The organism is Labrys sp. F242 (assembly GCF_057813875.1).
Genome location: NZ_JBVASG010000001.1, coordinates 2,099,668 through 2,120,217, shown reverse-complemented (window position 1 = coordinate 2,120,217; position 20,550 = coordinate 2,099,668). Strand labels below are relative to the sequence as shown.

Below are 20,550 nucleotides of genomic sequence, written 5' to 3'. Positions count from 1 at the left end.
TGTCAATAAGCGTTAACGGTTATTCCTTTGACGGGGCGGCTTTGACTCAGTTACCGATGACGGATATGCCTCGGCGCATGGGACGACCGCCGCTGAGCAAAGAATCCGGGACCAAAATGACGGGCGTCCGGCTTACTGAGGACGTCCGGAAGCGGATCGTTGCGCTCGTCGGTGAGAATAAGATGGCGGTGTTCATCCGCGAGGCCATCGATTTGGAGCTCGAACGCCGGGAGGCTGAGGCTGCGCAACAACCGAAGAAAGCCGAATAGCGACATCACACCGCTCCCTTCCGATACGCCCGCACCGGCATTGCGTCGCGCCCAAGCGTCCGCTTCGCCACCGTGGCATCCTCGCACACCGCCCTGAGCACCCTGGCGACATAGGCGCTCACACTGACGCCCGCGGCATCGGCCTGCTGCCTGAGCGCAGACTTCAACCGGAACGGCACATGCGTGCTGACCAGGCCGGTGCCACCCTGGCGCCCGAGCGGGATTCCGGCGCCCCTGGCGATGCGGCTGACACGCTGGGCAGAGATCCCCAGACGCCGCCCGATTTCCCTGAGAGTTTGGCCCTCGGAGGCCAGGTGAGCGATCAAAACGCGCCTGTCACGGGGCGTCAGATCGCTTGGAGTTATTTTATCAAGCGTTTGCTTTGAAATTTCATTGGGCTTGGCGGCGGTCATGCGGCTTCTCCGGAGCGAACTCGGCGTTGACGTTCCGCGCTGACTTCGGCGCGGGCTCTTTCGAGGATTTCGGGGGTGATCTTGGTTCCGGGCGCACCTGGTGGCGGCGAGTTGAACGGCCAGTCGTTGCCGCGCTCGACGTACTGTCGGGCTTGTTGGACGAGGTGGCGCTCGGTCAGCTCTTGTTTGGGTTCGCTGAATGGCTTCTCGGTTGCAATGGCTTCGGCACCGCGTTTGCCAGCCCCGAGGCGGTTCTTACGGGTTGAGGTCGCCCAGCCGACGAAGAACTTCCACTGCTTCGGCCGGTTCTCAGGATCCTCCATCGCCTTGCGAATGGCGGGCAGGATATCGAGGTCGATGTCGAAGCCGGCATCGATGAGGCCGATGATCGGAGCGATACCGTTGAAGTCGTTCGCGACTGGCGCCGTGCCGATATTGCCTTCCCGGACAAGCCGATCATGGAGGGCGTTCATCGTCGCCTGGTTCCAAACCTTCGCCCCGCCCATCCCATTCAGATAGGCATCGCGAGGGGCAGGGGAGGTATTCTCTGTCTCTGTCTCTGTCTCTTGCGATCCCGTCGGGATAACAGCGGGAGTGCCGTTTGCATTCCCGTTTCCTTTTTGCGGGACTTCCAAAGGCAATTGGGCGGGATTGATCTTGGATCCCGCAGGCTGTCCCTTTCGCGTCCTTTTCTGCAACTGCCGGGAGTTCGGGTTGAGCGTCCTGAGAAGGTCGATGGCGTGCTCGATGGCAATCTCGATGTCGGCGGTGTCGGCCTCGTTGCCCCAGCGCTTGGCATTGCCGGCACTGCTGACCTTGCGCTGCGCGAGCTTCTCAATCCAGGCTTCCAGCGCCTTCTCGGCGACGACCTTGTGATAGAGCCGTCCGTCGCTGCACTTGACCCAGCCGTGGAGAGCCTTGGCCTTCAGCTTCTTCCAGGTCTTCTGATCCCGGCCGAGGTCGGCGAGCATCGTAAGGGCGGCATCATCGTCGGGCAGGCTCGCGGCCGGCACCTGGTGATAGCTCTTCATCCAAAGCGTGACGCCGGCGCGCCATTCCGAGTCATTGGAGCTGGCGTGGAAACCGGAGCCGAACAGCCGGGTTATATCAACCGGCATGAATGGGAAGTCGCGGAGGTCACAGTCTGCGGGGACAAGAGGAAGGTGATCTGTCATCACGACCTCGCCCGAGCATGCTCGGCCCACTCGACGACCTGGACGGCGCACTTCCATGGATCTCGATAGAGCTCGGAACCAGTGAACCGAAATACGGTCACATTCTTCTCTTGCAGGGCACGGTCTCGCCTGCGATCACGCGCGGCTTGTTCCTTGGTGCGCTCGTGAAAATCGTGGCCGTCGCATTCGACTGCGAGCTGATAGGTCCGATCGTTCATGTCGGACTTGCACTCGATTACAAAATCGATCGGCCAATCGATAAGCCTGTGCTGCGGCCGCACAATGATCCGATCCGAGAGCTCGGGCTCACTGATGTCGCGGCCATCGGTCACGAACGCCATGCCGGAGATGATTTCTGGACGAAGCTTGAGGCAAAGATAGAGGCTGACGAAGAACGTTTCCTCGATCGGGCTGTCGCCCTTCCGAATGAAGGGCCATGAGGACCGAATATCGGCCTCTACATGCCGCAGCGCCGAATCTATGAACGCTTCCAATTCAAATTTGCGCGCCACGCTCAATACCTCGTCTTGTCCTCGACCGAATTCAACGAGACGTCGCACCAGAAATGGCGGGTCCCAGTCGGGCCGAGGCGGTTCTTGTCGATGATGAGTTCGAAGTCGTTCTTGATGCGGAGCATCTCGTCGAGCGCGTCCGGATCGTCTGCTTTGTATTTGGGCGTTTTCTCCAGGTAGTAGGCTGGCCGGAAGAGCAGTCCGACGCTGTCGGCGTGCTCCTCGATGTTTCCGGATTGGCGGAGGTCAGCCATCGTCGGCCGCTTGTCCTCGCGCCCTTCGACGCCGCGGTTGAGCTGGGCCAGCATCACGATGGCGACGCCGAGCTCCTTGGAGAGATTCTTGCCGGCGAGGGCGAGCTCGCCTTGCTCGATCGTGGCGTTGCCCTTGTAGCGATCGGCGACCTTGAGAAGGCCGAGATAGTCGATGAAGATGACGCGGAGCTCCTTGCCAGTCTTGGCTAACCGTTCCTTCTGGATCCGGGCCCGGGCCGCGATTTGGGCCATGGAGAGGCCACCGGTGCAGTCGAAGCGGAGAGGCCATTCCTGCATGCGCAGCGCAGCTTCGGAGACGCGTTCGTGGTTATAGTCGTCGACCTGTCCGGTGAGGATGTCGCGATAGGTCAGCGGGCTCGATGATCGGGCCAGATCGGCAGCGATGACGCGCGCCGCGGTCTCTTCATCGTCGATCTCTAAGCTGAAGAACATGACGCCGTGGCCGGCGCGCGCGATGCGGCGCGCTTGCGCCAGGGCCAGCACGGTCTTGCCTTGCCCGGGGCGGCCGGCCTGGACATAGAGACGGCCAGCGCGGAACCCGCCGCCGATCGCCTTGTCGTATTCGGCGAGCCCGGTACTGACGACCGACTCGGATTTCCCGGCCCTGATCTCGGTAATGCGTTGGGCGACCTTCTGGGCGGCCTCGCCAACGGTAGAGGATTTATCCTCGCTCTCCTGGGAATCCTCGCGAAGTTTGTCGAGACGCTTCCAGGCCTCGTCCAAGGCCTCGCCGGTTGTCTTGGCGTTGTCGGGAGCGGCGCGGAGCTCTTCGCCGACAGCGGCGATCTGGCGGGCGACGAAGGCCTCGCGGATCAACCGGCCATAATCGCGAGCCCCGATGACTGTTGTGGCCTCAGCGGCGAGACGGATCAGGTATTGCTGGATATGGACGCCAGGGGCGATCTCGACGTCCGGCAGCGACTTGCGAAGGGTGAGCGCGTCGACCTTGATCCCGTTGCGGATCTGCCGGCCGATGAGGTCGAAGATCGTGCGATGCAGGGGCTCATAGAAGTCGTCCGGTTTAACGACGTCGGCGACGGCGCCATAGGCCTCGTTGTTCAGCATAATCGCGCCGAGCATTGCCTGTTCGGCTTCGATTGACGCGATCGGGCGGGGTGGGACGGGGGCCATCGCGTTCATGCTGCACCCCGCTTCCTGGCAACGATGATTGCCCGATGGGCTTGCTCGTCGACGGCGATCTCTCTCAGCGTTTCCAGGGCCTGACGGGCGCCAGACATGATCTGGTCGGCCTCGCTCTTGCGGCTGCTCCGTCGCAGACCTTCGGGCGACGCGCTGAGGGCGATCGAGAGATATGCGATCTGCTGATGCAGCGGGATCCGATCGGTCATTCCGCAGCCTCCAAGACCACAGCCGGCCCATAGATCCGCCGGCGCGCCATTTCGGCGTATCCGGGGTTCAATTCGATAAGTGTGCAGTCCAGCCCGAGCTGATCGGCGACCAGGCCGACGGTGCCGGCGCCACCAAAGGGGTCGAGCACGCGGCCCGGCTGGCGCGGGATGGTCGAGCACATGCCGCCGCAGACTTCGGGAAGCTGCGCGGACCCGCACAGGCTGCACGTCGTCAGCGGGACGCCGGCCTTAATGCAGCGCTCGGCCAAGGCAGGGGGAAAGGTGGCGAAATGGGCCTCGCGGAAGGCCTTCGGGGCGATCTTCCAGACATTCCGAGCGTTGCGGGTATCGCCCTCCCAGGGGATGCCATAGCTCTGATTGCTATTGCGATCGGGGTTGCCGCCATTGACCAGCCGTGACTTGCGTTCCTTGTTGCCGCTCCTCGCAACCGCCTTCATCGGGCGATCTGGACGAGATCCGCCGTTCGCTCGAGCGGAGCCCGCCTGGGTGGCAAGATCCTGGGAAAGGCGCTTGACCGTCGATCCTTGGACAGGTTCGCGGATCGCCTCGTGGTTATAGAAATAGTCCTCGCCCTTGGTGAGCAGCCAGACTTTCTCATGCGCCACGGTCGGCCGGTCGTAGACCGATTCCGGCATCGGATTGGGCTTGTGCCAGATGATCTCCGATCGGACCCACCAGCCATCATCCTGCAGGGCGATGGCGAGCCGGTTCGGGATCATGCAGAGATCCTTGGGCTTCAGATAGCCGCCGGCGACGACACGGCCACCGGTCTCCATGCGGGATTGGCGATCGCTGGCAACGAAGTGCTTCCGAGGCGTGCGATTATAGGCCGGGTCATAGATCGGCCCGACCGTCGAGAAAGGCTTGTCGCGGAACGTCCGGTCATCGGTGCCGTCGGCCTTGTAGGCGGCGGCTGATTTCCCGTTCGGCGCCGCGGCGTAGCAGTCGCCATAGTTGAGCCAGAGCGTGCCATGGCGCTTCAGCACCCGACGGACTTCGCGGAAGACGTCGACCATTACGGCCAGGTGCTCACCGAGCGTGCGCTCGAGGCCGATCTGACCATCAACCTCATAGTCGCGCAGGCCCCAATAGGGCGGCGAGGTCACCACGCAATCGAAGTGCTCGGCCGGCAGCAGGCGGAGCTGTTCGCGCACGTCGCCGATGCTGAAGGTGACTGTCACGCTGGAACCCCTTCCAGCGCCTGACGCTCTGCCGGCATGCCGATCCCTGCACACAGGACCGCATGGTGCATGCAATACGAGCCGTCGAATTTGGGCTTGCCGCAGTAGAATTTCTGGTCGATTGGCTCGTTGCCCTTAAACAGAGGGAACCGGCAGTGCCGGCGGCCGAGATCCAGGATTGTGCGTGGGCCGAATGCCGACGGCTTGAAGGCAGTGACAGGGGCGCCGAACCAGATAGCGATTTTGTCAATCGGGGCCCTGTCGAGCTTCAGGGAGCCCGTGATACCTGACGCCAGGGTGATCACCGGCTTCCGGCTCAATGCAGAAGCGGCCACTGCGGCAGCACGGGCCGCCTGAGGAGTGCCGCCTTTGCTCCCTGGCATCTTGCTTCTGATACCAGGATGACTGCGGCCTGGTGCTCGCATCGGCAAATCAAGGCGGCGCACCTTGGACAACACCGCGTTGCGTGAAAACCCGAGGACGGTGCCGATCTTTTCACCGGAGGCGCTCTCCGCCCACATCCGTTTCAGAACGGTGATTTTTTCTTCAGTCCATGCGACGGCCATCAGGCTGCCCTCGCTGCGATGAGGTGGGCTTCGGCCTTGATCTGCTTGATATGCCGCTCGACGTCGCTTTCGAAGACAAAGAGGGCGATGGCGATCCCGGCGGTGTTCTTGCCTGTCAGCCACAACATGGCGGCCTCTTTGATCTGTTCGGTGTTCATGCGACGAGCTTCCATTGCAGCTTGACGATTGCCGCCAAGGCATCGGTGTCGTTGAATTTTGCGAGGTGCAGGACGCCGTAGAGCCAGATGCAGTAGGCATCGGCCTCATTATCGTCCTTGGGCTCCAGGCCCATGCCGCGTGCCAACTGCAGGGACTTCGCCTTGGCCTGCTTCGACGGCAGGTTGCCGGAACCCAGGATTGCGGACTTCCAGGTGCCGCCGTGGATCTCGTAGCAGCGGATTGCCCGCAGCTTCGCGGCCCCCTTGATCACGAAGTCGGCGCCCAGCGCGAGACGGGCGGATGTCTGATCTCGGCTCGCTGCTGGGGGCAGGGCGGCTTCGAGGGCGATCAGGTCAGGCTTGTAGACGGATAACACTTCCGGCAGCCACTGGATCACTGCGGCGGCCGCTTCATCGAGGGTGGCGCCCTCCCATCTCGCGAAGGACTTCGAGGACAGCGTTGGTCTCTGGCCGGGCCTGCCGAAACAGATCCCGGTCCGCGATTTGGAAAAGTCGATCGAGAGAATGGAGGGCGCCGCCATGTCCGACCTCAATGCGCGGTGGCGGGTTCTTCGCCGGCGAGGGCGGAGAGAGCATCAGCCGGCTTGGGCTTCGCGGCAGCCTTGGCTGCAACGGCCTTTTTGGCTTCGGAGACCTCATGCGCGGCGTCGAATTTCTCCTTCGCCTCCTCGAGCGGCATCGCGTTCTGCATGAAGGGCGGACGGAGATCGGCATCATCTTCTTCGCTGTCGCCGTCCTCCTTCTCGACATCATTTTCGAGCTTGGCGGTCACGCGATCGAAGAGGGTGCCCTGGTCGTTCCAGCCCATGAGGTCAAAGCCCATGATGATCTCGTCCATCAGGGATTGGCGCTTCAGGTCGTCGCCGAGTTTTTCCATCTTCGAGATGACGGCGAAGGCGTGGCGGCTGAAACCGGTGCGCTCGACAAAGGTCTTGACGTGGCGGCCATGGAATCCGCTGTAGCTCGCAGACTGCTCCTTCAGGCGAGACGCCTCGTTGATCGCTGCGCGGAACTCCGACGGCTTGATCTTGATGACGCGCTCGACTTTCTCTTTCTTCTTCCGGCCGCGGGCCATGGGGCTCTCCTATTGGTCTGGGGTTGGGGATTTGGACTTGGCGATCAGGGCTTCGGCGACGCTTCGCCAGTGCAGGGCGTCATCGGTGTAGTGACCGGACAGCCGAACGGCGCGCCGATAGCGGCGCAGCGCGAAGGCAATTCCAACCCGGAAGTAGACGGCGCGGACCAGGTTCAACGCAGCGCCTCCCGGCGTTTCAGGAGAGCCTCGAGGTCGGCGTCAATTGCGGCCTTCTCTTCAGCCTGGGCGGCGCGATCGAGCCAGCGCGGCGGCTCGTCCATAATCGAGCAGAGGAAGTCGATGCCGTAGACGAAAACGAGACGGACGATCGCGGGACCGTTCGGCGTGTTCTGGCGAGCGAACCACTTGCGGACGGTGTCGACGGGAAGGTCGGTGGCCGCAGCGACGTGCTCGGAAGGCTTGTTCGGATAGATCTTCCGCAAATGCGCGGTGACCCTGTCCCTGAGCTCGGGACCAGAACAAATGCCAAACAAGGAATTGATATTGCCGTGAGAGGAATTTTGGAGGTGGGACATTCCAGACCTATCCAACGATGCTGATTGCATCGAATGACGGCCCTCAGGGAGAACAGTGACACCTTGCATGGTCAGAACTCACGGCAGGAAAGGTGCTCAAGCGACATCTTGGCGGAAGGCGCGAGAGCGAAAGGAAAAGGCCGGGCTCCAATGGAGACCCGGCTTAAGCCGTCGCAGAGGGGAGAATTTGCGACGGGAGAAATCATGAGAGCCACCGAGTGACGAGACCGATCAATCCGGCGGTGACGAGGCACATGACGATCACGGCCACCAATGCGACGACCCGATTACCGCCCGCGAGCGGCTCGGCGAGCGTGTCGAAATCGGGGTCGATGCCGGGATCGTCTGGCTGCATTAGCCCCGCTCCTTCAGCAGATTGCCGAGAGCGCTGGCGCCGAGCAGGGCGACGGGGAAATAGAGGATGACGGCCGCCCAGATCATGCGGCCTCCGTTTCGGACGGAGTGATGAGGTCAATAGCTGTGATTGGCAGCCCACGCTCACCAGCGATCCCGAGGATCTTCTGAAAATGACGTTGCGGTATTGCGCCTCCGGTACCGCCGTTCGACTGGGAGCGCATCCAGCTGTAAACCCGGGTACGGTGCACTTTCAGCTCGCGTGCGACAGCTTCGGGGCCACCGAGTGCTTTGATGATCGAGTGTGCTGGTTCCATGCATATGTTGTAGCGAATATCGCTACCATGGTCAACTGGACTGTAGCGAAATGAGAAATGGCAGGATTTTATAGGCTTGCGATAATCGCTACATGTCTGAAAGAAATGCAGAAATGCTGGCCAATTGGCTTCGGGGGGCTCTGACGGTGTCAGGGCTGTCGCAGGCGGATCTGGCGCGCCGCCTTACTGAGAGGCTCGGCCGGTCAATTGATCGGGCAGCTGCAAATAAGATGGTTCTGGGCGGTCGTAGGATTGCCGCCGACGAGCTGATCGCGATTGGTGAAATCACCGGAGTGGCGCCCCCAGTTGATCGAACTGATGTGGCGTTGGTGCCGCTGATTTCATGGGTGAGTGCCGGTAAGCTCGCCGAAGCTAACACGCCGGCGCCAGTTCAGGACGTTCCTCTATTGGCGTTTAGCGATTTGGGGCGCGGCGACTTCATCGCCTTAAGGGTGGATGGAGACTCAATGGACCGAATTTCTCCTGACGGGTCCATTATCATCGTCAACCGGTCGGAGAAGCGCCTGCAGCGCGACAAGCCTTATGTGTTCTCAATTCGAGGTGAGGCTACGTACAAGATTTGGGAGCCAGATCCAGTGCCGCGCCTTGAGCCTCGTTCGTTCAATCTCGCCAACCGGCCAATCTTCGTAGGGGAGGATGAGATGGAAGTAGTTGGTCGCGTTCGCCGCACAATGTTTGATCTGTAGCGCCATGCCCCGCGTCACCTACTATGTCTCCCTTCCTTTCCATCGCTCCTCGGACGGCGACTTGATTGCGGGTGAGGCAAAAGACGCGCCCAACGCGGCCATTGCCATGTCTCGAGCGGCAGGCATGCTCGGCAGCGAGGTGACGGTTCCCAGCCTCCGCAAGAAACAACCGCCCACGATCGTCACCTATATCGGGGCCATCGCCTTCTCTCGTACCGGCGATCCTGAGTTCGGCGATTTCGATGATGCCGTGGTCCTGGCGCGGTTTGGCGAGACGCCTGAGAACCTTGACGGGATGGAATAGTCGGTGACACCCGAGGAATTTGTCGAGGCGGCCCAGCAGCATATGCGTTCGGCGAAGATACTTCTCGAAAGGAAGGAGCCTGTATCCGCATGGCATCATTGCGGTTTTGCGGCAGAGTTCCTTTTGAAAGCCGCAATTTTGCGACATACCCGCAGGAACCGATGGCCTTCCAGAGAAGAGGACGAGCGGCTATATACCCACGATCTATTCTACCTAATGCAACTCGCAGGCATTGATCGAAAATCACTCACAAGGGATCCGATTGGCCCGAAGTTCAACGTCGTCCTGATGTGGCGACGATCTGATGCATATCAACCAGGCAAAATGCCGATGAGACTGGCCAATGATATGTTACAATCGCTCTGCGGAGCCAATGGAGTGGCCCAATGGATAAGCAAGCGCTACCGCCTGGATATCTAAAGGTGGGCAAGGATTACTATGATGCTTTGCTAGGCCTAGGGCTGCGTTCCGAGGGCGTTTTGTGGGCATGGGATAAAACAATCAGTGACTTCGTGCTTATCCTAATCACCTCCCACATAGATCATGCGGGGCCTCTTGCGATCAGTGAAGCATTGTTCAAGGCGTACAATGCGGCGGCCACACCTCAGGAGATTTCTCCGTTCATTGTAAGGCTTCATAGTCCAGACCAGCTCATCTCGCAGGAGTTGAAACGCCATCTTCCTCTGCCGAAGGAGGGGTGGGTGGTTCAGAATCCTGATGGAACCGAGAGAGAGGACCTTCAGGTATCCGAGATCTACCTGGAGGTGCACGACATCGCCTTCTCGTCTGACTGGGTTGTAGCGTTTCAGAAGAACAAGGCAGACATGTCGGCAAGGATGAGATCTTGGCGCCGCTTCTCCGACAATGTTGCGAAGTTGGCCGCCTAGTCGCACATTTCATATCAACAATGGGAACCCGCCCTCGAGGCGGGTTTTTTGTTGAGTCGGTCGGCGCTCGAACGAACGCCGACCGAGCCTGAGATACTAATTCAAACTCTGAGTTATAAATTGTGATCCCAAACCCGCCTCGTTCGGGCTTTTTTGTGGGCGAGATGTAGCGCATGTCTCTACGTCTCAAAATGGTGTAGCGATTAACGCAACATACCTGTTGACGTGATGTAGCGATAAGCGCTACATAATCTCCATAGCCGGTTGACACCGGATGGAGAGCAGAGATGCCCAACCTCATCACCAAGACCTGTTTCGGCCGCTATGGCGTCACCTTCGACGAGAGCGCTACCGCCCTGACACGCAAGGAAATCGTCGAGCGTTTCGTCGGCGGTGAGTTCGACCCCAGCGACAAGCGCGGGCAGGGACTCTTGCAGGTCCTGGAGATCGATCCGGCCGTCGGTACCTGCAAGGACGTCACCAAGGCGATTTGCCAAGAAGCCGAGCACTACATCGCGGCGAACGAGCTGCACTGCGACGGCAACCGCCTGCGCCTGATGCAGGAATACAAGGTCGTGCCGGACTGGGTCTCGGAGATCGTCGAGGGCAGGTGGCTTGAGGCTGCTCCGTCGCTCCAGGCTGCGGAGTGACGGCGATGTCGATCCAAGAAATCACCGACACCAGCATGCTGCCCAATAATCTCGATGAGCACGGCGAGCCGAACCAGCCGGGCGAAGCCATGACGGCCACGGTAGAGCCGGACCCTAAAGCCAAGATTGAGTTCCATGTCCAGATGAGGAGCTGGACGCAGAGCGACATGGAAGACCTGATCGTCGAGGCGGCTGCCCGTCAGATCATTGGACGAGTTGCGGATAGCAAGCTCGCGAAGATGATCGAAGAGCGCTGCATGGCTCTGGTGACACAGAAAATCGATGCGCATCTCGCCAAGGTGACAGACGCCATCATTGACCAGCCGATAACGCCCGCCTTCGGCGACAAGAAGCCGGTCACAATGCGCGAGTTCATTGGTCTCTATCCTCGCGAATATCTTGACCAGCATGTCGATAACGCCGGCAAGCCGACGCAGCCGAGTGGCTGGAACAATACGCGGAGCCGGGCCCAGGTCTTCGTCGAGAAGTTCATAGACGCCAAGTTCTCGAAGGACATCGAGAAGGCAACCAACTTGGCCATCTCTGAAGTCCGTCAAGCGGTCGAAGCTCGGCACAAGGCTGTCCTTGCAGCCGAAAAGCAGCGTCTCGCCCAGGCGCTCGCCAAAGTGGCGGAGTGACGCCGATGAAGGTCTCTCAGCAAGTTCTCGCGGTTCTCGATCAGGCATCTTTCGACGGAAACTATATGACGCTCACCGGGCAGTTGGACCGGAAGCTCTACGTCGACACTATGAAGGTCATTGAGGCCGCCGGCGGTAAGTGGAACCGCAAGGCCGGAGCTCATCACTTCGAAGGTGACGCGGCCGAAGCAATCGAGCCGATAATCCTGACAGGCGAATACACCCGATCCAAGCAAGATATTGGGCAGTTCGATACGCCGCCCGACCTCGCAGCCAATATTGCCGGTCTCGCCCGTATCGCGGAGGACATGGATATCCTGGAGCCGAGCGCCGGTCTCGGCAATCTGGCCAAGGCCGCGCGTGAGTGTGGCGGCGACGTCATGTGCGTCGAGATCGACGAAAAGCGGGCTCGCTCCCTCGCTACAGCTGGTTTCCGGTCGGTAGTGCTGACGGACTTCCTTTCACTTGAAGGCCTTCAAAAGTTCGACCGGGTGCTGATGAATCCTCCGTTCGCCGGTCAGGTGGATATCGACCATGTTCTGCACGCTGCAAAGTTCGTGAAACCGGGCGGCCGCCTAGTCTCGATTATGTCGGCTGGTATTCTGTTTCGTGCCAACAAGAAGACAGCGTCTTTCCGCGATTTCATCGCTCAACTAGGCGGCTCGATTGAGCGCCTGCCGGACGACTCTTTCAAGGCATCGGGCACGTCTGTGAGTACGTGTGTCGTCTCGTTCGACAAGCCGGCGGAGTGATGGCCATGACCGGCTCGCTTCCCCCGACCTTTCGCCCGATCGGCGCAGCGGCCCAAGCTGTTGTCGCCCGTGCCCAGTCCGTCCGCGATATCGGCGACTTCCTCGCTGTGTCCGGCGTAGATCTCAACGATAGGGCGCGATGCCTGGAGCTGCTCACCGTCCAGAAGGGCCCGGTGCCGGCGCTGCCGTTCGACCCGGTCGAGGTCCTGGCTTGCTTCGACGACGCCTTGGAAGGCGCCCGTGCTCGCCGGCAGCGGATGGAGGCCAGTCATGCCCCCGTTTGACCAGATCCGCTTTGTCATCGCGGCGTGGCGCGCCTGGCGCTGGAAGAAACTCGTCGGTCCAATCGTCGAGGAGATCGAGACCCTTCGCCAGCAGCGCGCCAAGGCAAGCAAGCGCCACCGCAAGGTCAGCAGTTTCGACGACCGGATCGTCACGCTCAAAACGCGCCAGATTAAACGGGAGCTGGGCCTATGATCGACGCCATTCCCTGGGACGGGCAGAAGATCACGAAGCCGGGCATCTATTCCGGTGTGCCGATGGAGGTCTATCACTCCGACCTCTGCGACGGACCCAGTATTTCCTCGTCGGGTCTGCGCCTGCTCGATAGCCGGTCGCCGGCACACTATTGGGCGCAGTCCTATCTGAACCCGAACCGCAAGCCGGAAGAGCAGAAGGACGCCTTTGACTTCGGCAGGGCGGCGCACACTCTCTTGCTCGGCGAATCCGATTTCAAGAAGCGTTACGCCGTGCGGCCGGAGGAATGGCCGGACTGGCGGACGAAAGACGCCAAGGCCTGGCGCGACGAGATGCGCGAGGCCTGCCGGACCGTGCTGGTGCCCGATGACCTGGTTGCGATCCGCGGCATGGCAGCAAGCCTGGCGCGCGAGCCGAGTATCAAGGCCGGTCTGCTGCAGGGCCACGTCGAGCGCTCGATCTTCTGGAAGGACCGAAAGACCGGTGTCTGGCTGAAGTGCCGGCCCGACGTCATCCCGGTTTCCGACGGCATTGCCGGCGACATCAAGACGACGACCGACGCTTCGCCGGACAAGATCCAGAGAGCTGTTCAATCCTGGGGCTACGACGCCCAGGGAGCGCTCGTCGGCGAAGCCTTCCGGCAAGTGCTCGGCTTCGAGATGACCGACTTCGTGTTGGTGTGGATCGAGGGTGGAGACCCCTGGGCTGTGAACGTCTCTCCGGTCGATCCGGAATGGATCACCTACGGCGCAAGGCGCAACAGGCGCGCGATCGACAAGTTCGCCAAGTGCATCGAGACCGGCGAATGGCCGGCCTACCCCTCTGAAATCACGACATCCATGCCGGATTGGCTGCGCAAGCGGGTCGAGACGGAGACGAAATACGGACTGCTCCCTGAACTGGACAGCTCCGTCTACAAGGAAGCAGCAGAATGAATCAGGTCACTCTCCAGGTGACGGCGGCCGAGGAGAAGATCGCCGGTCGCGTCAACCCGCACGTCACCAACTCCCTAGCCATTTCAGACCACGCCGGCGGCTTGGCTTTCGCCAATGTCGAGCAAGTCATGGAAGTGGCGAAGCTCATGGCGATCTCTCAGGTCGCCGTTCCGAAGCACCTTCGCGGCAATCCTGGCGCCTGCATCGCGGTCTGCATCCAGGCTATCGAATGGCGCATGTCGCCGTTCGCGGTGGCGAACAAGAGCTATTCTGTCAATGATCGGATGGCCTATGAGGCCCAACTCATCCATGCCGTGATCCTGCAGCGTGCGCCTATCAAGGGACGGCTCAAGGTCGAATACCTGGGGCAGGGCGGCCGGCGTCAGTGCCGGGTCTGGGCGGAACTGCAGGATACCGGAGAGGTTGTCGAGTATCTGTCGCCAGAGTTCGACAAGATCCAACCTAAGAACTCGCCGCTCTGGAAGACCGACCCCGACCAGCAGCACTTCTACAATTCATCGCGCGCGTTCTGCCGGCGGCATTTCCCCGACGTTTTGCTCGGCGTCTATGCCAAGGATGAGATCGAGGATGTAGGGAACGTCGGCCCCGATCGCGCCCGAGATGTGACGCCGCGGCCTTCGCTGGCTTCCCGGCTCAAGGTGGCCCCTGCGGCTTCAGAGGGCTTCTCCCAGGAACATGTCGACGCCGAGACCGGCGAGGTGCTGGATCAGGCGCCGGTGGATGGGGAACCGTCAACCGAAACGGCCGATGCGGCAACCGATGCAGCGGAGACGTCAACCGAGGAGGACGGCGCCGATCACGACGATGACGACCTGCCGCAGGACGAGACCCTTATCGACCGCGCCCGTGCCAAATCGATCGAAGGCACCAAGGCCTTCCGGTTCTGGAAGGGCAAGCTGACCGAGGCCGAGATGGCCGAGCTTGAGCCCCACCTCAAGGCGCTCGACCAGGCCGCAAAGCAGGCTGACGGGGTGGCGGCATGATTGAGGAACGTAAGCCCATCATGGAGCCGGTGATCATCACCGAAACCCAAACCGAGTTCGGCAGCCGCTATTTCAATGTGGCCCAGGGCAATCGGTGCGCCGATAAGCTCAACTGGGATGAGATGCTTGGGCAGCTGGTAAACCTCACACATCCTGAGGTCCGTCGCCCGCATTATCAGATGCACTTCCTGACGAAGGACATGCGCGAGCGCTATGGGCTTGAGCGCCGGGAAGCGTCGACACCTGTTCCCGATTTTGCCGAGGTCGGCGAAGCGAGGAAGAGCCCTCGGCTTTTCTGGACTGAGGCAGATCCGGAACCGGTCGAGGCGTGGCCGGAGGAAGTGGCGCTTTCTGCGTTCTACACCCCGGTCGCCGTCCACTCGAACATCGCCCCGCATGTCGAATGGATCGTGCGCATCCCGATCGGCGACGCCGAGGGCAACATCGAGGGCGATGAGGCCGAGCGCTTCGCCATCCGCGAAGAGGCCCAGGGATATTGCGACCGGATGAAGATTGGGGAGGGCGCGGACAATGGCTGAGATCACCGCCGACATGCTTCACGCCACCAAGGGCGAGTTCATCGCGCACTACAACTTCGGCCCCGGCGGCTATGGCTACGGGTTCCGAAACATCTCCTATCCCCGCCTGAGCTGGATTGAGCGCACATTCAAGGGCGAAGCTGCGAAGAAGGCAGGCAGGTCTTTCGAACACATCTTCAAGGTCGATGGCAGCTACGTCTCCGACCTTGAGGAAGCGGCGCTGAGGCTGATGCAGCCGCCGATCCTAACCGATGGCGAGAAGGCTGCGCTCGACTGCATCGGCGACGGCTGGTTCGGGGCGAGAGAGCTTCGCGCTCGATGCCTGCCGGATGGCGAAGTGAATGCCCAGATCGTCATCATGCACGCGCTCGCCGACAAGGGGATGATCGAGTGCCAGTGGTTTTCGACCGAGAATCCTGAACTCGCCAAGATCCGCCCGACTGAACCGAAATGGCGGCGCGTTCTGACGGAGGCCGCCAATGGGTGAGAACACCAAGATTGAGTGGGCGCACCATACGTTCAATCCGTGGGTAGGGTGCACGAAGGTCAGCCCGGCCTGCGATCACTGCTATGCCGAAGGCTGGGCGAAGCGCACGGGGCAGGGCGATCTTTGGCAGGGCAACCGCAGGCGCACCGCCGAATCGAACTGGCGGCACCCCCTGAAGTGGAACCGGCAAGCCGAAGCCGAGCAAGTGCGGTATCGCGTCTTCTGTGCCTCGCTGGCTGATGTCTTCGACAATCAAGTGCCGGATATTTGGCGCTCTGACCTCTTCGACGTGATCGAGGATACCCCGCATCTGGACTGGCTGCTGCTGACCAAGCGTCCGCAGAACATCCGCAAGATGATCTGGCCGAAGTGGGACGCTGGCATGCCCCGGAATATCTGGCTCGGCATGACGGCGGAGAACCAGCAGGAATTCGACCGGCGTATTCGGTTCCTGACGTCGGTGCCGGCTTCGATCCGCTTCCTGTCCTGCGAGCCTCTGCTGGGGCCACTCAAGCTCGGGCGGTCGGCCGAATATCTCGATTGGGTCATCACGGGCGGCGAGAGCGGGCACCATGCGCGCCCTACGCGAACGGATTGGTTTCGCAGCCTGCGCGACGAATGCCAGCGGGCCGGCATCGGCTATCTGCACAAGCAGAATGGCGAGTGGATTGGCGGCGATCAAGTTCCAGAGGATCAGGCGATCCCTTCAGGAACCAGTAACGATTTCGGCTTGGGCCTGGACGATAACGAGCGTGTTTGGCGCGTTGGCAAGAAATTCGCCGGCCGCCTTCTCGATGGCGTCGAGCACAACGGTTTCCCCGAGGTGCCGGCATGACCTCACTGCATCACGTCGCCCTCAGAGAATATGCATCCGCTCGGTTCTACCGCGCTGTCTTTTGTGAGGCTGCGGACCGGGCTCCGGCACCGGCTTATCTTCGGCCTGGCCGGGATAGCTCACCTTCGGCGGCACCAACGGCATTTCGTCCTCCGGCGAAGCTTCGGGGGCCGGGGCTTTCTTCCTCGTCTTGTCGGGCGGCTTCTGGCGTGTTCGATCGGGCATCTCGCCCTCCATCACTGCATCACATACATGCCGGCTTCATCGCAGGCCTCGATAAACGCTTTGCGGGCTACGTCAGGCGGCACCACTCCAGCCAGCGCGTCGAGACAGGCCTGACGGGCAGCGAGATAGGCGTCGCCTTCATCAACGGGCCAATTGCTCAGCAGGACGTGCGCGGCATCCTGGACGCTTACGACAACCCTGAACTGGCCGATGCCGGTTTCGAATTTCACGGGGCTACTGAAGACTTTGGGGTCCATGGCGCACCTCCGGCATTCCAACGTCGGCGGGGCGGGATGGTTCCGGGGCGGGGGGTGCCAGCTGCTACGAGTAAGTCAGGATCTATCGCGATCCTGCCGCGATTGAACGACGTCGCGTCTCGCTTTCAGATTGGACCTAAGCCAGGGCATGAAGCCTTCGCCGAACAGCGTTACCATGCTTATGGTCGATATAAACCAAGCAGGCAGGAATATCCCGCAGGACCAACTGAAGGGGAAATGGATCGGTGTGAGTGGGCAGCTAACCGGGGTGACCCCGGTCCACATGACCAATGCCCAACCTGCTACTGCAATGGCGGCAAGAACCAACGTTCTTTTGCGCATTCCCGAAGCCATCACGCTCGCCCCCTGAGCCGCAGCGCCCTTGTTGAATCAATGAATCATCCCGGCGTTTCCGATTGTCAAATCGGATGGAGGGCTTCGACATGACGGTCCTCCATCCCTGCCATAACTGCCACCGCAAGGCCGATTGCAGCATCCGGACGAAGACGCTCGCCGCCTTGAAGGGGCTTAGCATCACGAAGGCAACGCTGCAATGCCGGCTGCCGCAGAAGGATTTCCCGCCGGGCGCAGTCGTCGAGGTGAAGGCGTTCGATCTCGTCGAGAAATCGTGGAGCCGGCCAGACGATGACCCGTTCGAGAAGCGGGTGATCACGCGGCGCGGTGTCATCAGATCTTGGCACCAGCGCAAGGCGACCGTCGTTCTCGACAAAGATCAGGAGATCGAAAAGGGCTTCGACGATGGCGCGATTGGGTACCTCAAGGTTCCATCCGAACGCCTGACCGCGACCGGCTTGCCTCCCGTCGAGCTTTGCTCCTGCGGCCTTTCCCAGGCGCGCTGCGAGGCCGGGGACTATCCGTCCGTGCGCGGCGGGAAGTTTCAATGCGGGAGTGAGGTGGAATGAGAGAGCCTCCACGACAGCAGGGCCGTTTTATCCAAGGGCATGCCTATTCCCCCGCCACGCAGATCAAAGCAGGTGACAGGCTTAGCCCATCGACAGAGTTTAAGGCAGGTCAACGGGCCCACAACCACATGCCGGTCGGATCGATCACGATTCGCACGCGAAATGGCGGGTTGAGAGCGCTGATCAAAGTCGCCGAACCGAATGTGTGGCGCGATAGAGCGAGAATCGTTTGGGAAGCATCGAGCGGACGCCGATTGCCGAAAGGCCACGTGATTCATCACCGTGATCGAAACATGCTCAACGATGATCTTTCCAATTTGCAGATCATGACAAGAGCGGAGCATGCACGCGAGCATCACAGCGAGGTGGTCGCACACGGTTTCGGCAACCCCAAAAAATGTCATTCAGCACGAGGACTAGTAAATGCGTGAACTCGTGGTGGACTCCTTCGCCGGCGGCGGCGGCACGTCCGAAGGGATCAAGGCCGCGATCGGCTACGATCCTGATATCGCTCTCAATCATGATGCCCTCGCTCTGGCGATGCATCGGGTCAACCATCCTCGTACCCGTCATCTGGTCGAGGACGTTTGGAATATTGACGCCCGCAATATGTGCGACGGCCTTCCCATTGGCCTGCTGTGGATGTCGCCGGACTGCAAGCACTTCAGCAAGGCCAAGGGCGGCAAGCCCAGGAACAAGGATATTCGCGGCCTGGCCTGGGTTGGTCTGCGCTGGGTTAAGTCCCTGCCGAAGCGCCAGCGTCCGCGCGTGATCATCCTGGAGAACGTCGAGGAGTTTCAGGATTGGGGCCCGCTGCTCGCCGACGGCAAGCCATGCCCTATCCAGAAGGGCAAGACCTTCGAATCCTACATCAACGCCTATCGTGCCATGGGCTACGTCGCCGAGTGGCGCGAGCTGCGGGCTTGTGACTATGGCGACCCGACAATCCGCAAGCGCCTGTTCGTGATCATGCGGCGCGATGGTCTGCCGATCACCTGGCCCGAGCGAACCCATGGTAACCCGAAAGACAAGAACGACGCCGAGCTGATCGCCGCCGGCACTCTCAAGTCATGGCGGACGGCGGCCGAGATCATCGACTTTTCGTTGCCGTGCCCGTCGATCTTCGAGACGAGCGCCGAGATCAAGGAAAAGCTCGGTATCAGGGCGAACCGGCCGCTTGCCGACAATACCCTTGCTCGCGTGGCCAAGGGCACGATGCGTTATGTGGTGAACTCACCAAAGCCGTTCCTGGTCAGCATCAACCATGCCGACGGCACCATGCGCGATCGGCCGGTTGATGCGCCCCTGACCACCCTGACGGCCAAGCGCGGCGAAGCCCTGGTCACGCCCTTTGTCAGCTATGCCCAGCAGGGCGGCGGCAATCGGGATATCGGCGACCCCCTTCATACGATCACCGCATCGGAGAAGGATCAGAACACTCTGATCACGCCGTTCGTCACGAAGTTCAATTCGGGCAGCACCGGCCACCCGGTTGACGAACCGCTCCATACTGTGACCTCGCACGCGAGCGAGACGCATGGGGGAGGGGCCGCGCCGCTCGGCATCGTTGCCCCGGTGCTGATCGGTTGCGGCGGTCGCGCTGCGCAGAGCGAGACCCGTCCTGCTGATGAGCCGGTGTTGACCCAGACGGCTAAGGCCGATGCGTGCCTTGTCGCGCCCTACCTGGTGCCGCGGTATCAGGAGCGACCCGGGCAGGAGCCGCGCACCAGGTCGGTTGAGGAACCGTCCGCAACCGTCGTCCCAGGTGGAAACGAGGGCGTGCTTGCCGCCGTGCATCTGTCTCGGCAGTTCGGCGCATCCATCGGCGCGGCCGTCGATGAACCGGCCCCTACTATTACGGCCGGTGGCGCCGGCAAATCCGCTGTCGTTGCCGCCTTCCTCGCGCAGCACAACACCGACGTAATCGGCCACGAGGTCGATAAGCCGCTTTCAACGCTAACCGGCAAAGGTATCAATCAAAACCTCGTCGCTGCACATGTCCTAAACCTGCGGGGCTCGGATCGCCGGGATGCACCGGCAGACCGCCCGCTGCAGACCGTGAGCGCGCAGGGTAACCACGCCGGCTTGGTCGCTACATTCCTTGCTAAATACTACGGCGCCGGCGAGCCAGTGCAGGCGGCAGACGATCCCCTGCACACCGTCACGGCAAAGCCGCGGCACGGCCTGGTCACAGTGGCAATCGAGGGGGAGCCCTACGCCATCACGGATATCGGCATGCGGATGCTGACGCCGCGCGAGCGGTTCAGCGCCCAGGGGTTCGGAGCTGACTACATCATCGATCACGGCGTGCATGAGGACGGCAGATGTGTCGAGTTCACCCTCGAGCAGCAAGGCCGGATGTGCGGCAACTCGGTCTGTCCAGGCATGGCCCGCGTGCTGGTGGCGGCGAACTATCAGCCGCGCGAGGTCAAGCGCCGGGCCCAGGCTGCCTTCATGCCATTGCTGGATGCTGCAGAATGATCCGTATCAGCTGCCTCGTCCCGTTCTGCCGGTGCACGGTTTTTGCCGAAGGCCGTCACGTCGGCGCAACGGAAGTCATCTGCCCGAAGCACTGGCGGCATGTTCCGCGCGGATTGCGCGCCCGATATGCCGAGGCTCGCCGGCGCGCGACGCCTGACGGACGCATCGATTGGTTCCGAGTCCGGGAACGCCTTTGGGACCGTTGCAAAGCCGCCGCCATCGAAGCG

The 20,550-nt window shown here is 61.3% G+C and carries 35 protein-coding genes; 18 read left to right on the top strand and 17 right to left on the bottom strand.

Features of this window, described 5'->3' with window-relative positions; genetic code table 11:
• Positions 1-50: 50 nt before the first annotated feature.
• From ACZYTC_RS09980 to ACZYTC_RS09910, 15 genes are all read right to left on the bottom strand, one after another.
• Positions 51-275: a hypothetical protein gene (locus ACZYTC_RS09980; RefSeq protein WP_488989466.1), complete on the bottom strand. Its 225-nt coding sequence runs from the start codon at positions 273-275 to the stop codon at positions 51-53.
• A complete protein-coding gene (locus tag ACZYTC_RS09975) occupies positions 275-682 on the bottom strand; it encodes a sigma factor-like helix-turn-helix DNA-binding protein (protein WP_488989465.1) in 408 nt (135 codons plus the stop codon). The genes ACZYTC_RS09980 and ACZYTC_RS09975 overlap by 1 nt, the downstream gene beginning before the upstream one ends.
• Positions 679-1,857 carry a DUF1376 domain-containing protein gene (locus tag ACZYTC_RS09970; RefSeq protein ID WP_488989464.1) on the bottom strand — a complete coding sequence of 393 codons (1,179 nt, stop codon included), beginning with the start codon at positions 1,855-1,857 and terminating at the stop codon, positions 679-681. Before ACZYTC_RS09970 ends, ACZYTC_RS09975 begins: the two co-directional genes overlap by 4 nt.
• On the bottom strand, positions 1,857-2,369 hold the full coding sequence (locus ACZYTC_RS09965; protein ID WP_488989463.1) for a DUF559 domain-containing protein: 513 nt from the start codon (positions 2,367-2,369) through the stop codon (positions 1,857-1,859). The genes ACZYTC_RS09970 and ACZYTC_RS09965 overlap by 1 nt, the downstream gene beginning before the upstream one ends.
• Before the next feature lie 2 nt (positions 2,370-2,371).
• On the bottom strand, positions 2,372-3,775 hold the full coding sequence (locus ACZYTC_RS09960; protein ID WP_488989993.1) for a replicative DNA helicase: 1,404 nt from the start codon (positions 3,773-3,775) through the stop codon (positions 2,372-2,374).
• A 5-nt stretch (positions 3,776-3,780) separates the two neighbouring features.
• Entirely contained in the window at positions 3,781-3,993 is a 213-nt protein-coding gene (locus ACZYTC_RS09955) for a hypothetical protein (RefSeq protein WP_488989462.1), read from the bottom strand.
• On the bottom strand, positions 3,990-5,195 hold the full coding sequence (locus ACZYTC_RS09950) for a DNA-methyltransferase (RefSeq protein WP_488989461.1): 1,206 nt from the start codon (positions 5,193-5,195) through the stop codon (positions 3,990-3,992). The genes ACZYTC_RS09955 and ACZYTC_RS09950 overlap by 4 nt, the downstream gene beginning before the upstream one ends.
• Positions 5,192-5,761, bottom strand: coding sequence for a GcrA family cell cycle regulator (locus tag ACZYTC_RS09945; protein WP_488989460.1), 570 nt, complete (start codon positions 5,759-5,761; stop codon positions 5,192-5,194). Before ACZYTC_RS09945 ends, ACZYTC_RS09950 begins: the two co-directional genes overlap by 4 nt.
• Positions 5,761-5,919, bottom strand: coding sequence for a hypothetical protein (locus tag ACZYTC_RS09940; protein WP_488989459.1), 159 nt, complete (start codon positions 5,917-5,919; stop codon positions 5,761-5,763). The genes ACZYTC_RS09945 and ACZYTC_RS09940 overlap by 1 nt, the downstream gene beginning before the upstream one ends.
• Positions 5,916-6,461 (bottom strand): hypothetical protein, encoded by a 546-nt coding sequence (locus ACZYTC_RS09935; RefSeq protein ID WP_488989458.1) that lies wholly within the window; start codon positions 6,459-6,461, stop codon positions 5,916-5,918. Before ACZYTC_RS09935 ends, ACZYTC_RS09940 begins: the two co-directional genes overlap by 4 nt.
• A gap of 8 nt (positions 6,462-6,469) precedes the next feature.
• Positions 6,470-7,015 (bottom strand): hypothetical protein, encoded by a 546-nt coding sequence (locus ACZYTC_RS09930; protein ID WP_488989457.1) that lies wholly within the window; start codon positions 7,013-7,015, stop codon positions 6,470-6,472.
• Between the two features lie 9 nt (positions 7,016-7,024).
• Positions 7,025-7,192, bottom strand: a complete 168-nt coding sequence (locus ACZYTC_RS09925) for a hypothetical protein (protein WP_488989456.1) — start codon at positions 7,190-7,192, stop codon at positions 7,025-7,027.
• Positions 7,189-7,458, bottom strand: a complete 270-nt coding sequence (locus ACZYTC_RS09920; RefSeq protein ID WP_481272083.1) for a hypothetical protein — start codon at positions 7,456-7,458, stop codon at positions 7,189-7,191. Before ACZYTC_RS09920 ends, ACZYTC_RS09925 begins: the two co-directional genes overlap by 4 nt.
• Positions 7,459-7,753: 295 nt before the next feature.
• Positions 7,754-7,906 carry a hypothetical protein gene (locus tag ACZYTC_RS09915; RefSeq protein WP_488989455.1) on the bottom strand — a complete coding sequence of 51 codons (153 nt, stop codon included), beginning with the start codon at positions 7,904-7,906 and terminating at the stop codon, positions 7,754-7,756.
• Between the two features lie 82 nt (positions 7,907-7,988).
• A complete protein-coding gene (locus tag ACZYTC_RS09910; protein WP_488989454.1) occupies positions 7,989-8,222 on the bottom strand; it encodes a carph-isopro domain-containing protein in 234 nt (77 codons plus the stop codon).
• Positions 8,223-8,314: 92 nt separating this feature from the next.
• Between ACZYTC_RS09910 and ACZYTC_RS09905 the strand changes: the two genes are divergently transcribed.
• The 14 genes from ACZYTC_RS09905 to ACZYTC_RS09840 all read left to right on the top strand — a co-directional run bounded on the left by ACZYTC_RS09905 (position 8,315) and on the right by ACZYTC_RS09840 (position 16,437).
• Positions 8,315-8,929 (top strand): S24 family peptidase, encoded by a 615-nt coding sequence (locus tag ACZYTC_RS09905; protein ID WP_488989453.1) that lies wholly within the window; start codon positions 8,315-8,317, stop codon positions 8,927-8,929.
• 4 nt (positions 8,930-8,933) lie between these two features.
• Positions 8,934-9,233 (top strand): hypothetical protein, encoded by a 300-nt coding sequence (locus tag ACZYTC_RS09900; RefSeq protein ID WP_488989452.1) that lies wholly within the window; start codon positions 8,934-8,936, stop codon positions 9,231-9,233.
• A gap of 3 nt (positions 9,234-9,236) precedes the next feature.
• Positions 9,237-9,653 carry a HEPN domain-containing protein gene (locus ACZYTC_RS09895; RefSeq protein ID WP_488989451.1) on the top strand — a complete coding sequence of 139 codons (417 nt, stop codon included), beginning with the start codon at positions 9,237-9,239 and terminating at the stop codon, positions 9,651-9,653.
• Positions 9,620-10,120, top strand: a complete 501-nt coding sequence (locus tag ACZYTC_RS09890) for a hypothetical protein (protein WP_488989450.1) — start codon at positions 9,620-9,622, stop codon at positions 10,118-10,120. The genes ACZYTC_RS09895 and ACZYTC_RS09890 overlap by 34 nt, the downstream gene beginning before the upstream one ends.
• 287 nt (positions 10,121-10,407) lie before the next feature.
• Complete coding sequence (locus ACZYTC_RS09885; protein ID WP_488989449.1) at positions 10,408-10,770, top strand: hypothetical protein; 363 nt, start codon at positions 10,408-10,410, stop codon at positions 10,768-10,770.
• A gap of 5 nt (positions 10,771-10,775) precedes the next feature.
• Complete coding sequence (locus ACZYTC_RS09880; RefSeq protein ID WP_488989448.1) at positions 10,776-11,408, top strand: hypothetical protein; 633 nt, start codon at positions 10,776-10,778, stop codon at positions 11,406-11,408.
• Positions 11,409-11,413: 5 nt separating this feature from the next.
• On the top strand, positions 11,414-12,160 hold the full coding sequence (locus ACZYTC_RS09875; RefSeq protein WP_488989447.1) for a hypothetical protein: 747 nt from the start codon (positions 11,414-11,416) through the stop codon (positions 12,158-12,160).
• Positions 12,161-12,165: 5 nt separating this feature from the next.
• The gene (locus ACZYTC_RS09870) at positions 12,166-12,444 is read left to right on the top strand and encodes a hypothetical protein (protein WP_488989446.1); all 279 of its coding nucleotides are present in this window, start codon (positions 12,166-12,168) and stop codon (positions 12,442-12,444) included.
• The gene (locus ACZYTC_RS09865; RefSeq protein WP_488989445.1) at positions 12,431-12,637 is read left to right on the top strand and encodes a hypothetical protein; all 207 of its coding nucleotides are present in this window, start codon (positions 12,431-12,433) and stop codon (positions 12,635-12,637) included. Before ACZYTC_RS09870 ends, ACZYTC_RS09865 begins: the two co-directional genes overlap by 14 nt.
• Positions 12,634-13,572, top strand: coding sequence for a PD-(D/E)XK nuclease-like domain-containing protein (locus ACZYTC_RS09860; protein ID WP_488989444.1), 939 nt, complete (start codon positions 12,634-12,636; stop codon positions 13,570-13,572). Before ACZYTC_RS09865 ends, ACZYTC_RS09860 begins: the two co-directional genes overlap by 4 nt.
• Entirely contained in the window at positions 13,569-14,576 is a 1,008-nt protein-coding gene (locus tag ACZYTC_RS09855) for a recombinase RecT (RefSeq protein WP_488989443.1), read from the top strand. The genes ACZYTC_RS09860 and ACZYTC_RS09855 overlap by 4 nt, the downstream gene beginning before the upstream one ends.
• Entirely contained in the window at positions 14,573-15,115 is a 543-nt protein-coding gene (locus ACZYTC_RS09850) for a hypothetical protein (RefSeq protein WP_488989442.1), read from the top strand. The genes ACZYTC_RS09855 and ACZYTC_RS09850 overlap by 4 nt, the downstream gene beginning before the upstream one ends.
• Positions 15,108-15,602: a hypothetical protein gene (locus ACZYTC_RS09845; RefSeq protein WP_488989441.1), complete on the top strand. Its 495-nt coding sequence runs from the start codon at positions 15,108-15,110 to the stop codon at positions 15,600-15,602. The genes ACZYTC_RS09850 and ACZYTC_RS09845 overlap by 8 nt, the downstream gene beginning before the upstream one ends.
• Positions 15,595-16,437: a phage Gp37/Gp68 family protein gene (locus ACZYTC_RS09840; protein WP_488989440.1), complete on the top strand. Its 843-nt coding sequence runs from the start codon at positions 15,595-15,597 to the stop codon at positions 16,435-16,437. The genes ACZYTC_RS09845 and ACZYTC_RS09840 overlap by 8 nt, the downstream gene beginning before the upstream one ends.
• A gap of 21 nt (positions 16,438-16,458) precedes the next feature.
• On the opposite strand, the gene ACZYTC_RS09835 is transcribed toward ACZYTC_RS09840, so the two are convergent.
• Entirely contained in the window at positions 16,459-16,662 is a 204-nt protein-coding gene (locus ACZYTC_RS09835; protein WP_488989439.1) for a hypothetical protein, read from the bottom strand.
• An 11-nt stretch (positions 16,663-16,673) separates the two neighbouring features.
• The gene (locus ACZYTC_RS09830; protein WP_488989438.1) at positions 16,674-16,919 is read right to left on the bottom strand and encodes a DUF982 domain-containing protein; all 246 of its coding nucleotides are present in this window, start codon (positions 16,917-16,919) and stop codon (positions 16,674-16,676) included.
• A 148-nt stretch (positions 16,920-17,067) separates the two neighbouring features.
• On the opposite strand from ACZYTC_RS09830, the gene ACZYTC_RS09825 reads away from it, so the two are divergent.
• The 4 genes from ACZYTC_RS09825 to ACZYTC_RS09810 all read left to right on the top strand — a co-directional run bounded on the left by ACZYTC_RS09825 (position 17,068) and on the right by ACZYTC_RS09810 (position 20,323).
• On the top strand, positions 17,068-17,289 hold the full coding sequence (locus ACZYTC_RS09825) for a hypothetical protein (RefSeq protein ID WP_488989437.1): 222 nt from the start codon (positions 17,068-17,070) through the stop codon (positions 17,287-17,289).
• Positions 17,290-17,362: 73 nt separating this feature from the next.
• Positions 17,363-17,842: a hypothetical protein gene (locus ACZYTC_RS09820; protein ID WP_488989436.1), complete on the top strand. Its 480-nt coding sequence runs from the start codon at positions 17,363-17,365 to the stop codon at positions 17,840-17,842.
• Positions 17,839-18,273 carry an HNH endonuclease signature motif containing protein gene (locus tag ACZYTC_RS09815; RefSeq protein WP_488989435.1) on the top strand — a complete coding sequence of 145 codons (435 nt, stop codon included), beginning with the start codon at positions 17,839-17,841 and terminating at the stop codon, positions 18,271-18,273. Before ACZYTC_RS09820 ends, ACZYTC_RS09815 begins: the two co-directional genes overlap by 4 nt.
• On the top strand, positions 18,266-20,323 hold the full coding sequence (locus tag ACZYTC_RS09810) for a DNA cytosine methyltransferase (protein WP_488989434.1): 2,058 nt from the start codon (positions 18,266-18,268) through the stop codon (positions 20,321-20,323). Before ACZYTC_RS09815 ends, ACZYTC_RS09810 begins: the two co-directional genes overlap by 8 nt.
• Positions 20,324-20,550: the final 227 nt, after the last annotated feature.